The sequence below is a fragment of the Paenibacillus sp. 10L310 genome (assembly GCF_056395745.1).
The window spans coordinates 64,649-77,955 of sequence record NZ_JBFTKC010000014.1; the positions used below are offsets into that span (position 1 = coordinate 64,649).

The 13,307-nt window shown below is 44.2% G+C and carries 13 protein-coding genes and 1 pseudogene; 6 read left to right on the forward strand and 8 right to left on the reverse strand.

What is annotated here, in order from left to right; all coding sequences use genetic code 11:
• Positions 1-135 precede the first annotated feature (135 nt).
• Both AC1DE7_RS23870 and AC1DE7_RS23875 read left to right on the forward strand, forming a co-directional pair.
• Entirely contained in the window at positions 136-1,299 is a 1,164-nt protein-coding gene (locus AC1DE7_RS23870) for a glycoside hydrolase family 27 protein (RefSeq protein ID WP_076329546.1), read from the forward strand.
• Positions 1,300-1,503: a hypothetical protein gene (locus tag AC1DE7_RS23875; protein ID WP_074093540.1), complete on the forward strand. Its 204-nt coding sequence runs from the start codon at positions 1,300-1,302 to the stop codon at positions 1,501-1,503. It abuts the gene before it with no gap.
• Between the two features lie 2 nt (positions 1,504-1,505).
• Here the strand turns inward: AC1DE7_RS23875 and AC1DE7_RS23880 are convergent, their stop codons facing one another.
• Positions 1,506-2,315: a helix-turn-helix transcriptional regulator gene (locus AC1DE7_RS23880; protein WP_017690624.1), complete on the reverse strand. Its 810-nt coding sequence runs from the start codon at positions 2,313-2,315 to the stop codon at positions 1,506-1,508.
• Between the two features lie 112 nt (positions 2,316-2,427).
• Between AC1DE7_RS23880 and AC1DE7_RS23885 the strand changes: the two genes are divergently transcribed.
• Positions 2,428-3,963: a carboxylesterase/lipase family protein gene (locus AC1DE7_RS23885; protein WP_076329548.1), complete on the forward strand. Its 1,536-nt coding sequence runs from the start codon at positions 2,428-2,430 to the stop codon at positions 3,961-3,963.
• Positions 3,964-4,142: 179 nt separating this feature from the next.
• Here the strand turns inward: AC1DE7_RS23885 and AC1DE7_RS23890 are convergent, their stop codons facing one another.
• The gene (locus tag AC1DE7_RS23890; protein WP_282319398.1) at positions 4,143-5,486 is read right to left on the reverse strand and encodes a sensor histidine kinase; all 1,344 of its coding nucleotides are present in this window, start codon (positions 5,484-5,486) and stop codon (positions 4,143-4,145) included.
• A complete protein-coding gene (locus AC1DE7_RS23895) occupies positions 5,479-6,171 on the reverse strand; it encodes a response regulator transcription factor (RefSeq protein WP_036668346.1) in 693 nt (230 codons plus the stop codon). The genes AC1DE7_RS23890 and AC1DE7_RS23895 overlap by 8 nt, the downstream gene beginning before the upstream one ends.
• 183 nt (positions 6,172-6,354) lie before the next feature.
• Between AC1DE7_RS23895 and AC1DE7_RS23900 the strand changes: the two genes are divergently transcribed.
• Together AC1DE7_RS23900 and AC1DE7_RS23905 are read left to right on the forward strand one after the other, a co-directional pair.
• A complete protein-coding gene (locus AC1DE7_RS23900) occupies positions 6,355-7,104 on the forward strand; it encodes a TVP38/TMEM64 family protein (RefSeq protein ID WP_477535321.1) in 750 nt (249 codons plus the stop codon).
• 44 nt (positions 7,105-7,148) lie between these two features.
• Positions 7,149-7,727 carry a GNAT family N-acetyltransferase gene (locus AC1DE7_RS23905; RefSeq protein ID WP_477535322.1) on the forward strand — a complete coding sequence of 193 codons (579 nt, stop codon included), beginning with the start codon at positions 7,149-7,151 and terminating at the stop codon, positions 7,725-7,727.
• A gap of 191 nt (positions 7,728-7,918) precedes the next feature.
• Here the strand turns inward: AC1DE7_RS23905 and AC1DE7_RS23910 are convergent, their stop codons facing one another.
• Together AC1DE7_RS23910 and AC1DE7_RS23915 are read right to left on the reverse strand one after the other, a co-directional pair.
• Positions 7,919-9,085 carry a cobalamin-independent methionine synthase II family protein gene (locus AC1DE7_RS23910; RefSeq protein WP_477535323.1) on the reverse strand — a complete coding sequence of 389 codons (1,167 nt, stop codon included), beginning with the start codon at positions 9,083-9,085 and terminating at the stop codon, positions 7,919-7,921.
• A 114-nt stretch (positions 9,086-9,199) separates the two neighbouring features.
• The gene (locus tag AC1DE7_RS23915; RefSeq protein WP_477535324.1) at positions 9,200-9,769 is read right to left on the reverse strand and encodes an SF0329 family protein; all 570 of its coding nucleotides are present in this window, start codon (positions 9,767-9,769) and stop codon (positions 9,200-9,202) included.
• 252 nt (positions 9,770-10,021) lie between these two features.
• Between AC1DE7_RS23915 and AC1DE7_RS23920 the strand changes: the two genes are divergently transcribed.
• Positions 10,022-11,077 (forward strand): ankyrin repeat domain-containing protein, encoded by a 1,056-nt coding sequence (locus tag AC1DE7_RS23920; RefSeq protein WP_477535325.1) that lies wholly within the window; start codon positions 10,022-10,024, stop codon positions 11,075-11,077.
• 94 nt (positions 11,078-11,171) lie between these two features.
• Here the strand turns inward: AC1DE7_RS23920 and AC1DE7_RS23925 are convergent.
• The 3 genes and pseudogenes from AC1DE7_RS23925 to AC1DE7_RS23935 all read right to left on the reverse strand — a co-directional run.
• Positions 11,172-11,654 (reverse strand): annotated as a pseudogene (locus AC1DE7_RS23925) (tRNA-dihydrouridine synthase); the annotation flags it as partial.
• A gap of 179 nt (positions 11,655-11,833) precedes the next feature.
• The gene (locus tag AC1DE7_RS23930; RefSeq protein WP_339285494.1) at positions 11,834-12,460 is read right to left on the reverse strand and encodes a hypothetical protein; all 627 of its coding nucleotides are present in this window, start codon (positions 12,458-12,460) and stop codon (positions 11,834-11,836) included.
• Positions 12,457-13,245 (reverse strand): hypothetical protein, encoded by a 789-nt coding sequence (locus AC1DE7_RS23935; RefSeq protein WP_339285492.1) that lies wholly within the window; start codon positions 13,243-13,245, stop codon positions 12,457-12,459. Before AC1DE7_RS23935 ends, AC1DE7_RS23930 begins: the two co-directional genes overlap by 4 nt.
• Positions 13,246-13,307 lie beyond the last annotated feature (62 nt).

Consider the following 13,307-nt stretch of genomic DNA (forward strand, 5'->3'; position numbering starts at 1 on the left):
GGAATTCCCCCAGCACAAGCAGAGCAACATATGTCCATGTCCAAGCAACGTTAAGCTATGGCAGGATACGTCACTCATCGTTTATGTTCAGTTTAGTGTTGTTAACAAAACCGAGATGAGGAAGGATGCGAGAGCATGAGCAACAATCAAGTGTTAGGCTTTGCCCCTGCCCTGGGCTGGAATTCGTGGAATACCTTTACGTGGGATATTAACGAACAATTAATTCGGGATGTCGCTGATGTGTTTGTATCAGAAGGTTATCTGGCCGCTGGTTACGAGTATATTGTCATTGATGATTGCTGGAGCCTGAAGGAACGGGATGCGAGCGGTAATCTGGTGGCTGACCCGGATAAATTCCCGAGTGGAATGAGAGCGCTTTCTGATTATATCCATAGCAAAGGACTAAAATTCGGCATGTATTCATGCGTAGGTACGCATACATGTGCCGGGTATCCAGGTAGCTTCGAGCATGAATTCCAGGATGCTGCCCTTTTTGCCGAATGGGGCGTTGATTATTTGAAGTATGATTACTGCTTCAAGCCGCGCCATATCTCAGGAGAGCTGCTGTACAAACGGATGAGTCTTGCGCTCAAAAACTGCGGACGCGATATCCTGTTCTCCGCCTGCAACTGGGGAGCCGACGACGTATACGATTGGATTCGGGAATCGGGCGCTCATATGTACCGCTCCACCGGCGATATCCGTGACAATTGGGATTCAGTGAAGGAACTTGCCCTGTCTCAATTGGGCAAACAAAGCTACACCGGCTCCTTCTGCCATAACGACATGGATATGCTGATTGTAGGTATGTACGGTGGAAGCAACAATGATTATATTGGCAGCATCGGCGGATGCAACGACATCGAATATAAAACCCACTTCTCTCTCTGGTCCATGATGGGTTCCCCATTAATGATCGGATGTGACGTGCGCAAGGCTAACCAGATTACAAAGGATATTCTCCTGAATCCTGACCTGATCGCTATCAATCAGGATGTAGAAGCGCGCGGAGCTTACCGCATCAAACCAGAACCGCAATGGTTTCACACAGACGATGTATTTATGCTGGTGAAGGTACTCACAGATGGTGATCTAGCTATTGGTTTCTTCAACCTGAGCGACAGCCAGCGGGAATTGTCTTTGCAATTTTGGGATATGGGTCTGCCTTACGCTGCCGGTTATACCCTTTCCCTGTATGACTGCTGGGAACATCAAGAGCTTGGCGTGTTCCGTGAACGCTTCGCTCCCGTTGTCGCAGCACATGATTGCCTCGTCGTCCGGGCCAAACTGGTGAAATAGATGGCTCAACATCGCCTGTGCACCTCCTGTCAGGTCCCGCTCTCTTCAGACGATGTGGGCATCTACCTCAAATTGATCTCGCGCTCTGCCCAGCAATTTCTGTGCATTGATTGTATAGGAGTGAAGCTGAACTGTGGACGTGAGCCTATTGAGAAGCTGATCCGTTATTTCCGAGAGTCCGGGAACTGTGCCCTGTTCCGTTAACGTTATGCCTTGGTCCCGTGCAGCATCATGTACGATGTTGGCGTGTGTGAAGTTGCTTTCTTAAATACTTTGGAAAAATATAACGGATCATTGTAGCCGACAGAATAAGCTACCGATTGAATCGGCAGGCCCGACGTTTTCAACAGTTCACAGGCGCGCTCGATTCGGCAGGATGTAATATACTCCAAAACAGACTTGCCGGTTGCTGCCTTAAACAGACGAAACAAATAACTGCGCTCCAGATTAACTGCCTTTACGATCTCGGTGACGGTCAATGTTGGCTTCCAGTAGTTCTGCTCGATGTACTTTCTCGCCAGCCAGACATAATCCTTGGCGTCCACCTGCGGCTCTTTCGGATAATGCTCCATATAGTAGGAGAGTAGCAGACGCAAACGTGCATCCGCCCGCAGTAATTCATAAGATGATGCACCCGCGTTCCAGGCAAGGTGGAAAAAAGGCTGCAATGTCTCCGGCGAGACCGTCACCACGGGTTGTACCTCTGAGAGTTGTGTCAGCCCCAGCAACCGCCCGGCATCCTCACCGCTAAACTCCACCCAGACGTACTCCCATGGATCTTGCGGGTCTGGATAATAGTAAATCTCCTTTTGCGGAAATATGATAAAGCTTTCCCCCGTAACGAGCCGAAAAACGCGGCCGCCCGTCTCCAGCGTCCCTTGGCCGCGGATAATATAGTGCAGCGCATAAACGTCACGCACGCCTGGCCCCCATTGGTGAGGGTTAGCTGGCTTGTGACCACCGCTGATAAAATACAAATTACTGGCTCTACTGCTCTCATGCCAAATCGGATTCAACCTTGATTCCCCCTTTCTAAGACGCCCTGTTCTGGCGTTAGGTTTATCTTATATATCGTTGATCAGATGCTCGGTAACGCTTACATGCTAAATCCAGAGAGGAGAATGTTGTATGCTTAGAATGGTTACGGTAGAACATGGACAAGTGCAAGGACTGCCCGCGGCGGACCCGCGGATTACCAGCTTCAAGGGAATTCCTTTTGCCGCACCTCCTGTAGGTGAGAACCGCTGGCGCGCTCCGCAACCGCAGTCGAACTGGGAAGGTGTACTGCAAGCTTTTGATTTTGCCCCCATCTCCATGCAAGCCCCAACAGTCATCGATGATAACAATATCTATACCCGCGAATGGGCCGTTGATCCCGACCTGCCCATGGACGAGGATTGTCTGTATCTGAATGTCTGGACACCCGCCAAGCGTACGGACGAGAAGTTGCCTGTTTTTGTCTGGTATTTTGGCGGGGGCCTGCAAGTCGGCCATACGGCCGAAATGGAATTTGATGGCGAGCGAATCGCTCGTAGAGGTATTGTCGTTGTGACGATTAATTATCGACTGAATGCCTTTGGCTTCCTGTGCCATCCTGAGATTAGTGCCGAATCCCCACATGCACCCGCCAACTTTGGTCATCTTGATCAACAAGCAGGTACCCAGTGGGTCAAACGCAACATTGCCGCCTTTGGCGGTGATCCAGACCAGATCACCATCGGCGGACAGTCGGCAGGCGGAGGAAGTGTACTCAGCCAGATGACCTCTCCGCAAAATAAAGGCTTGTTCCAGCGAGCCGTCATCATGAGCGGTATAGCTACCGAGTTGTACCCGAAGGTCCGCGTGCCTTCTGTCCGCTCCACACTGCGAGATGCAGAGCAGGCCGGGGTTGAATTTTTCGGCTTCCTGGGCGTATCTTCCCTGGCTGAGGCGAGACAACTGGATGCTGAATATCTCCGTGACAAAGCACTCGAATACAAAAGCTTCTGGGGAACCGTCATCGACGAACAATTCTGCGCAGGCGATCCGTTTATTCGTTTTGTTCAGCAGGAGCGCGAGGCGATCCCCGTAATGCTGGGGCATACGTCTTCCGAATTTTGGACCCGTCCCGCCGCAGCCAATCTGGAAGAACTGAAGCAGATGGCTGTGGAGCTGTTTGGCGAGGATGCTCCTGCCTTTTTGCAACTATGTGAGGCTGATTCCGGCCAAATCGAACATGCTCTGCAACAAGCATCGGTCCGCATGATCCAACATGCCATTCTGCTCGCCATCCGCGCGAACAGCGGTCATCCGTCTGAAACGCCTCTCTACTATTATAACTTCGACGCCGAGATTCCGGGCTGGGATCAGCCAGGTACTTTTCACTCCGTTGATCTGTGGTTCTTCTTCGAAACACTTGCCAAATGCTGGCGGCCTTTCACAGGCAAGCATTATGATCTGGCTCGCCAGATGTGTAATTACTTATCCAACTTTATTGCTACAGGTGACCCAAACGGTTCGGACTCCACCGGAAAGCTGATGCCTCATTGGACTCCTTGTACTACGGAACAGCCGTATCTAATAGAATTTGGCGATCAGGCTCAATTACAGAAGGCTGAGCCCGGACCGATGCTCGCGTTTTTAATTGAACAATATTTCAAGAAACAGAATGCACCTGTTGTTTAAAACATGAGGTTTGCCCTCTCGCGATATATGTAAGAGCCATGCTGTCGCATGGCTCTCTTTGTATATTGTGAATGGTAGAGCGATGTTCTTTCGCCTATGCCTATTTAGCAAGTTACCCCACTACAGAATAGGCAGCCAAAGGAATCCCACGAACACTCAACATCATTTCAAGAGATCCGTTATATATGAGTCTGTGTTGGTTTATTGATGATGACAGGTAGCTTAATCTGTAGTGAAAAGATATCCTTTTCCTGCGACACCGTCAACGTCCCGTTGTGCTGCTGGATCATTTTCTGACAACTAACGAGTCCAATTTCGTTGCTATCTTTCTTTTTGCCAACACGTTTAATCTTATTCTCCACCTCAAGAATAACCCATTGTTGCCTCAAAGAAATCTGGATATGAACGGGATGCCCTGGATCGGCGTATTTTCGAATATTTGAAAATATATTATCCATTACGCGACGCATCGCGACCAGATTGATTTCCAGCAAAAACTCCTCATGATGTGCATCTGTCTGAACCTGCACGTCTATATCGTCCAAAACCACTAATTGCTCATCTATGAGTTGATCGATAAGCGCTCTGCCCTCATACACTTCAAATTCTACTTCCTCTTCTTCAGCGGCCGAGGATACCGTAAAATATTCGAATAGTTTGTCTGACAGCACTTTGATCTGATAGGCCTTCTCCCGGCTATTATGAATATACTGCAACAGATCCTCATGTGTCTTATATTTGTTGAGTTCTATGATATCCATATATCCTAATAGAATCGTGAGTGGCGTTCGCAAATCATGGGAAATCGCAGTGATCAATTCACGGTTGGCCATCCTGACCCTCTCCTCGCTGCCCAGCCGCTCCACAAATGATTTCCTCATCTCATCAATACTCTGGGCCAGAGATGACAGTTCATCCTTTCCCGATATCGTAATCGAATAATCCAAATTTCCACCTTCGAGTATTTTGATCTCTTGTTCAAGCACGCCAATATAAGATGTTTTCTTATTAATCATCAGTAGAAAGGAAACAATAAACACAATGGCCGCTATGAAAACACCAATAATCAGAATGAGGTTGTAGTATTGATACTCATAAAAGCTAACCAAGTATATCTGGGCATCCTGATCCGCAAAATGGATGGTGGTGATGGGTATTTTTGATGGCACGAATTGAGTTAACAACTCTTCATTAATGGCAGGATCAATCTCCGTGTTGGAGGAAAATATCAATTTGTCTTTTGCAAAAATATACAGATTTAAGTAGCGCTCATGTCTTATCCAAGCAGACAATTGCTCATGATCACGGGTTGACACGTTCTGGTTATCCACAAATGCTTCGAATCGATCAAGCGCATCTTGCTGCCTGTTCTCTACAAAAGTGGATTTGCTTAAATAACTATCCAATACAGTCTCGCCAACAACTTGTAAAATAACGAGTGCACTTATGGAAATGACCAAAGAAATGACAACCGCCAGAACCAGTTTAATCTTCAGCTTTTTTCCGATTAATAATCTATTCAATTTTGTACCCCTTCCCCCAAACGGTCTTCACATATTTAGGGTTCTGCGGGTCATCCTCCAGTTTGCCTCTCAAATTACGAATATGAACCATCACCGTGTTATTACACGTATAAAAATAGGGTTGCCCCCAAACACTCTCATATATATTTTCTGCCGAGAATACCTTTCGTCGCTTCTTAGCCAACAGCAGCAAGATCTGGTATTCAATTTCAGTTAGAGCAATCTCCTTCTCCCCAACAAACACGGCTTTTGAATCCTGATGGACGGTAAGATCCTTAACGATAATTTGGTCCTTTTCTTCGGTCTTCTCCTTGCCACGATATACATAATACCTCCGCAGTAAAGCCTTCACCCTCGAAACAAGTTCTGTATAGGAAAAGGGTTTGGACAAAAAGTCATCACTGCCTGAGGAAAAGGCCAATTGTTTGTCAGAATCCTGCGTTTTCGCCGTGAGAAACAGGATCGGTGCGCTTGTTTTTTCACGAATCTCCAGACACGCCTTCAGCCCTGATTTATTGGGCATCATCATATCTAAAATAATGAGATCCGTCTCTTCGTTCACTTTATCAATCGCATCTTGACCATCTATCGCTTCAATCACTTCATAATTCTCACTCTCTAACAAAATCCTTACAATTTCACGAATTTCACTGTTATCATCAGCAATTAGAATTTTCTTGCTCATCTGATCCCTCCGTCTAATTTCAGTATAATATGCGCTATAAGCGACTACCAGCAAATACAATCGACTTAAGAATTCTTCAGAAGTTATGTAGGTATCTCTTAATAATTTCGTCTTATACTGTAAATATGTAGAAGTTATTACACAAAGGGGTCGTCAGGAATGCCACAAACTTCGAAAAAAGTAATGATTAACATATTGTTGGGTCTGTTCATCATGTTGTCCATTGGTCTACTGGTGTATTATTCTCCTGCCATTATTAAAATCATGTCTTCCATGGACAATTTCAGAGCGTATATTCATTCAACAGGCCATTGGGGTCCGGTGATGTTTATTTTATTCCAGATTCTTCAGATCGTGGTTGCACCTATTCCAGGAGAAGTGGTACAGATTGCAGGCGGTTATATCTATGGGGTTACACTTGGGTCCTTGTATACTACAATAGGCTTGATTATAGGCTCAGCGATTGCTTTTTATTTTACTCGTTTTATCGGTCGCGCTTATATTTCACGGCTAATGCAAAAGAAAAATAATAAGTGGATGTCGTTAATTCATGATGAGAAGAAGTTCTCCGCTTTTTTATTCATCTTTTTCGTAATTCCCGGCTTGCCCAAAGACATGCTTGTATTTGTCGCCGCACTTACATCGATTAGTTCGTTTAGATTCTTCACGATCCTTATCGTCGGTCGTCTGCCGTGGATCATCGCATCTACCGTCGTAGGGTCCACAATTCATATGCAACAATACACAATCGCCATTATTATTTCTGTTATCGCTGTAATCGGGTTTGTACTCGGTTATATCTATAGGGAGAAATTGGTGGGATTGTTCTCCCGGTCAGACAGTACCAAAGCCAAAGCCAAACCCAAACCCAAGGCTATACCCAGTTATAGTACGAATAGGGAGTCTCGTAAAATAAAAAGAGATACAACATGAACAAAGCCAATCTATTGATATGAAAACCGGAGGTATATCATCTTATGCAAATACTTAAAACCAATCGATTAATCCTGAGAAATTTCACCGTAACGGACGCAGCCGGACTGTTGGAATACACAGCAAATCCCAGAGTGAATTGTTTTATGGATCAACGAATTTCAACGTTGGAAGACGCTACGGCAGAGGTCGCAAAAAGAAGCAGTGACGATTCCCACATCGCAGTCTGTCTGAAAGACAGTAACGAGTTGATCGGTGAGCTGTTTGGTATGAGGGAAGATCGGGATTCCGATACGGATAAAGATTCGAATTCAGATACGTATAGTATAGGTTGGAATTTTAATGGCAGATTTGAAGGGAAAGGGTACGCCAGTGAGAGCGCCAATGCTTTCATCGAAAATCTCTTTATGGAACAGGGAATAAGAAGATTGTACGCTTATGTCGAGGATGATAACTTCCGTTCTCAGAAACTGTGTGAGAAGCTGGGCATGCGTCGGGAAGGTCTTTTTTTGGAGTTCATTTCATTTGTCAAAAATGAGGACGGCACACCGAAATACGAGAATACGTATCAATATGCTTTGTTGAAAAAGGAATGGCTGGCACAGCGTGAATCTCAGAAATAAAGAATGACAAGCCCCATCATTAGTTTAAAAAAGTTATAGAACTGAGAACGTACCCATGTGTACGTTCCACAACAAATACGGCGGCTTCTCACTGGATAGATTCCAGAGGAAAAGTCGCCGTTTCGTTATCGCACAGAACACTATTGATCGAGCAATGTATTTATAAGGTCACAATACATTTAGCTTGAATTCTAGACGGTGCTGCCCCAATATTGCTTTGCAATCTTCTGCCCTTGATCAATCTTCGCCCATTGCTGAGCTTCGCTTAATTCGTTACCACCATCGCAGGATGCAAATCCGCATTGGTGAGACAACAGCAGCCGATCCTTATCGATGATTTTGGATGCTTCGTCCAGCAAACGGACAACACGTGCTTCATCATCGAGTGTACTCGTTTTGGATGACAACAGACCCAGTACAATTTCCGTTTCAGGTCTGTCCTTGAACACTTCCAGAGCTTCAATTGAACCCGCACGATCATCATCCCACTCCAGGAAGAAACGGTCATACTTCAATTGCTTCAGGAACAGATTCGCAATTTTGGCATACGATCCACCACCCATGTTGCGGGAATCATAATTGCCGCGGCAGTTATGTGTCCACATTTTCAAGCCAAGGCTATGACCAAAGTCAATCACAGTATTATTAATATCAATGAATTCGGTAGCAAGTCCCTTTACTTCATCTTGATTAATATTTTCCCCTGTAAACGGAGAGTTCGGGTTGTCGTCTGCAAACAGCTCCCACAAGCAATCATCGAATTGCAGAATTTTACCGCCCACTGCAGCGAATTCCTCCACGAATTCCTTATACGCGATCACAAGACCCTCTTTGAGCTCCTGTATGTTTTGATATACAGCATCCGTTCCACCAATGTTATCTGACCAGGAAAGCTCACCGAAAATATGGGAAGGAGACGGTACGCAAAGTTTCGTTTGTTGCTCGCCAGCTGTGTCTTGCAGTTGTTGGAACAGTTGAATGAAATGATGGTTCTTTCCACTCAATTTATCAATGATGCGCAGTCCAATATCTTTGCGTGTTTCATATTTCGAAGTTCCGTCCACATCTCTGAAAAAATAGCCGTGATCCGCGATGTAACGCTTCACTCCGCCAAATCCCCATACAAAGTCCAGATGCCACATCGATTTGGAGAATTCGCCATCGGTAACCACGGACAAGTTATGTTCGATTTCCTTAGCGACAACTTGTTTGATTGCCTCTGTCTCACACTTCTCATATCCTTCGTAGTTTTCATAGAACGGATATTGGATATCATCATTATGTTCAATTTGCGTTTTATATTTCAGCAGCTCATCCGGCCGCAATAAACTTCCTACGATCTGGAACTTATCAGTCATGTAAAAAACCCCCTCGTTGTATACAATGATCATATCACGCTGAGAGCAGTTAGAAGGGATACTAAAAAACCATAACTGGTTATAGTTAAAAGCTATATCAAAAGTTATTCAATTTCACACCGTACGACGACGCAGTTCATAAAAATACTGAACGGCTGGATGCTTTAATTTGACCTGCTCCGACATATTTAGAATTCGCTTTTTGCCAACTCGTCTGTCCATTAAAGCCAGAATATTAAACAAGATATCCTTGCTCTCCAGATTATCCTCTATAGAAGTGGATAAATACGTCGTAGCTGCAACGGTAAAATTCGATTTACTAAGTGCGGTCTGAGCCAAAAAAAGCTCTTTGGCATGCACGGAGATTTTTCTGCTTCTTGCCATGACATGAAGACGATCCTCGGGAATGGGTCCTTTGGAATCTTTTCGAATAGCTTCAATCTCTTCATCGCTCACAGGAATCATGATTTCCGGATCGCTCTTGATCTCCTGCTCTGACTGATACCATCGAATTGGGGTTGTAGTATCACTCATGTTGAGTACATTCTTTTTATCTACAGTAATATAACAATTGCCTGATTTATCAGGTGAATAGCGATAGCTGGTGGCACGGTACTCCACCCTTCCAACTAACGCAGGACTAAGAAAACTCTCCAGTTGTTGCTTCAATTTACTCCAGGACATAGATCCTCCTATTATCAAAAGCCTACCGCATGAATTGCGGCGATCATTTCAAATATTTTTCAATCCGTCTCCAGTATCAACATTCATCTAAATTATAACATAGCAAACCAAATGGATGATGGAAGAAACCCAGTTATTGGTTTTAAAATCCCCTATGTGATAAGATTGCAGAAAATTATCTACTTACTATTAAATCGTCATAGCCTACCATTGGAACATACGTTGTTATTCACAAAGGAGAGGAAGAGTGTAATGGCTACGAAGGAAGCAACCTTACCTGCTCATATGGAAAAACTCGTTAAAGATAATGATATCGCTACTGTAAAAGAAATTTTCGAGCAATGCGAATGGGATGCACGTGGGGGTTATAGCAAAGGTACGGCCCTCAGCTTTCGGCATATTTCGGATGAATTGGTCCGCTGGCTGGTAGCGCAAGGAGCAGACATTAATGCACGCGACAAATATCAACGCACGCCTTTACATGCCCATGCCTCACACTGGTCAGGAAATGTACCCCTGTTCCTTGAATTAGGTGCGGATCTGGACGCTGTGGATTACCAAAATGAAACACCGTTACATGCAGCGGTCAATGGGTATCGAACCAAAGTGGTTCAAGAGTTGGTAACCCAGGGCGCTACGATTAACGTAGAAAATAAACAGGGAAATACGCCATTAGCTAAGGGGTTAGCCAATTGCAGGAATAGCGATATAGTCAGTCTGGCAGAGATTGCCGCAATTCTGCTGAATGCCGGAGCATCGGTCACCCCCGATATGAAAGAATCGGTGAAGCGGATCGGTAAGGATTTTGAATTCGTCCGTGAGAAGTTCAATAAGGACAAGGTCGATGAAGTTTCAGATGCGCTGATCAAACTGTACCAGTTATTTGATGTTGAGCCGGTAGCGAATCGGATCATACACGATGGGACTACTCCCATTCAGGTAAAGGCAACCACCTGGACCAAACAGCACCAAGAGCTGTGGGAATATCTCATTCCCGCCCAAGGCCACGCTCAAACGGTGCAGGGAGAGGTCATCCGCATCACAGGACGTGTGTCCCATGAAGTATTGGATAATGGCGGTGGAAACTGGGATGCGGAGTATCGCAAGATGCTGGATGCACTGATTCGTCACCTGGGCTCTGGTACGCCACTCGCCCCGGCACTTCTCCAAGAGGCAGCAGACTTGGTCAGCAGACTTCACAATGGATACGATTTTGATGCGCCCGCCAGATTATCCGAGTTGGCTGTGTTATGGGTGCTTGCCAATCCTCAGCCGGTGGCTATGGAGAAACCTGCGTATACGCGTTAAACAGCAAAGCAAAAAAGAAGCGGAAAAGTTACCGCTTCTTTTTTCTATTAAATCTATCTAAATTATACTCCGTATCCATGATTAACGCCTTACTCTACTCCGCCTGTTCATTACTTTCAAACTCATTGAGCAATTCGTGTACTTTAGAAGTGGTCTTGGCGTTCATCAAGCTGTTTCTCAGCTCACTAGCACCGCGGAAGCCACGAACATAGATTTTGAAAAAACGGGCCAGCGGGCTGAACGAACGCGGTTCAAGCTCGGAATATTGATCATGGAGATCCAGATGCAGCCTTAGCAGATCAAGCAATTCCTTACTGCTGTGTTCCTTCGGCTCCTTCTCAAAAGCAAATGGATTTTGGAAAATACCGCGCCCAATCATAATACCATCCACACCATATTGCTCCACGAGTCTCAGGCCTGTCTCACGGTCAGGAATATCCCCGTTAATCGTCAGCAGTGTATTAGGAGCTATCTCATCACGAAGCTTCTTAATCTCAGGAATCAATTCCCAGTGAGCATCTACTTTGCTCATTTCTTCTCTCGTCCGCAGATGAATGGACAGATTCACGATGTTTTGAAAGTAAAAAAACTGTTCCTGTCCTTGTTTCGTCTTCACCTATAGAGCATTTTAAAGTAACGGGGGGAGCTATCTTACACTTCGTATTACAATTCGCCAAATGAAAAGAAAGCGAAAAGTTCATTTTGAATATCACGCTTTGTAAATAATATCCTACTTCGTACACATAGAGAACTTAACTAATCTCGAATAAATTCATTTCTGCTATAAATTTTCTTAGCCAACTCAATTATTGCAACGGTTATACCCTCATAGGTAACTATAGATTCATCATTTAGTATTGGGTATTCATTGGAAAACACTCTCCCGATAGCGATTCCAGATTGAGTGAATGTAATTTCTCCGAACCTTTGAACCTCATCAGTAAATGATATGGAATAGACAAGAGCTGTTTTGCTTTCTTCTACCTTACGGGCATTAAGGAAATTCGTGACCACGATGCTCTCTTTAGCATACTCAAGCTTCTTTAAAGCTCCCATAACTACTCTAATCTCTAATTCAAATCTATTCTTAATTATTAATAAAGAGGATGCAAACTCATCACTATGTGAGAGGTGACCATATTCCTGCTCAGTGCTGTGATCCAACTCTTGAACACCAACGAAATTTAATTTTTCCTGATTTAATTGGGCATTAAGTTCATCATATGTTCGCTTATATTTTCTAGTCATTTTACTGAAAAAGGGATCTTCACTTTTTTTTGACATTATCACCAAATCTTCCAATACAGGCTTTGCCTTGTCAAGATCTAGAACCCATAACAACGAGTTAATTTCCTGCAATTTTATGAGCACCATCTTATTCATAGCATGTACCTGCCAATCCATTTGTCTTGAAGTAATTGGCGAGTGGCTTTATCCCTTTGCTTAAACTGTTTATTTTTCAGTATTTTCAAAACTCTTTCTAGTTTCCTCAACGTGAAGTTGGCTTTCTTAACAAACAAAAAATAGCGTATAAAATGTCGGTTGGAGCCCGGATTTCTTGCCACATCTAGATCAATTCTTGCAATTACGCCATAGCCAACTGCATTTAAAATGCCCTCGCGATCACATTCTGTCCAATACTTTAACAACTGTTCCAATGCATCCAGCAGATAACCACTATCTTTTTTTAAATGAGTCTTCACTTCAAGTGGTAAATTGTCTGGTAATGTGCTTAAAGAAGAGAGGCTTGTTCCCCATAAGGCATCTATGTTAGACCAATTACAGTAAAACCGGAAATCCGGACATTTAATCTGATGGGCTTTCATCCTATGGAATGGTAAATTTCGGACTCCCATTGAAGATTCCAGAGCTAGCATAACAACAGCTTCACCAATATTCCCTGTAACTGCTTGAGATTTGTGTTTCTCTGAGTGGAGTTTGATTCTGCCAATGGAATGTCCCTGATATCGATTATTAATCGTCCATATCGGAGCTCCACTTGCGTTTACGTAGTCATCATAATGAACACCAAGCGAACGAATCAAATTTCCTGTATAGAGATTACCGTAAATGCCTATTTCAGATTTAGTTACATTATAGATATGTGAACGATTTATTGCCAATTTAGGCTGCGATGCTAGAAAAAAGGAACACTCAATTTGTATCATTATCTTTCACCTCATTTTTATTATGAAATGCTTGCTTTAGATTAATGTATGTATATTAGGAA

Coding starts and splice junctions, on each gene's coding strand:
- AC1DE7_RS23870 (WP_076329546.1), top strand. CDS start 136: ATGAGCAACAATCAAGTGTTAGGCTTTGCCCCTGCCCTGGGCTGGAAT.
- AC1DE7_RS23875 (WP_074093540.1), top strand. CDS start 1,300: ATGGCTCAACATCGCCTGTGCACCTCCTGTCAGGTCCCGCTCTCTTCA.
- AC1DE7_RS23885 (WP_076329548.1), top strand. CDS start 2,428: ATGCTTAGAATGGTTACGGTAGAACATGGACAAGTGCAAGGACTGCCC.
- AC1DE7_RS23895 (WP_036668346.1), bottom strand. CDS start 6,171: ATGAGCAAGAAAATTCTAATTGCTGATGATAACAGTGAAATTCGTGAA.
- AC1DE7_RS23900 (WP_477535321.1), top strand. CDS start 6,355: ATGATTAACATATTGTTGGGTCTGTTCATCATGTTGTCCATTGGTCTA.
- AC1DE7_RS23905 (WP_477535322.1), top strand. CDS start 7,149: ATGCAAATACTTAAAACCAATCGATTAATCCTGAGAAATTTCACCGTA.
- AC1DE7_RS23910 (WP_477535323.1), bottom strand. CDS start 9,085: ATGACTGATAAGTTCCAGATCGTAGGAAGTTTATTGCGGCCGGATGAG.
- AC1DE7_RS23915 (WP_477535324.1), bottom strand. CDS start 9,769: ATGTCCTGGAGTAAATTGAAGCAACAACTGGAGAGTTTTCTTAGTCCT.
- AC1DE7_RS23920 (WP_477535325.1), top strand. CDS start 10,022: ATGGCTACGAAGGAAGCAACCTTACCTGCTCATATGGAAAAACTCGTT.
- AC1DE7_RS23930 (WP_339285494.1), bottom strand. CDS start 12,460: ATGAATAAGATGGTGCTCATAAAATTGCAGGAAATTAACTCGTTGTTA.
- AC1DE7_RS23935 (WP_339285492.1), bottom strand. CDS start 13,245: ATGATACAAATTGAGTGTTCCTTTTTTCTAGCATCGCAGCCTAAATTG.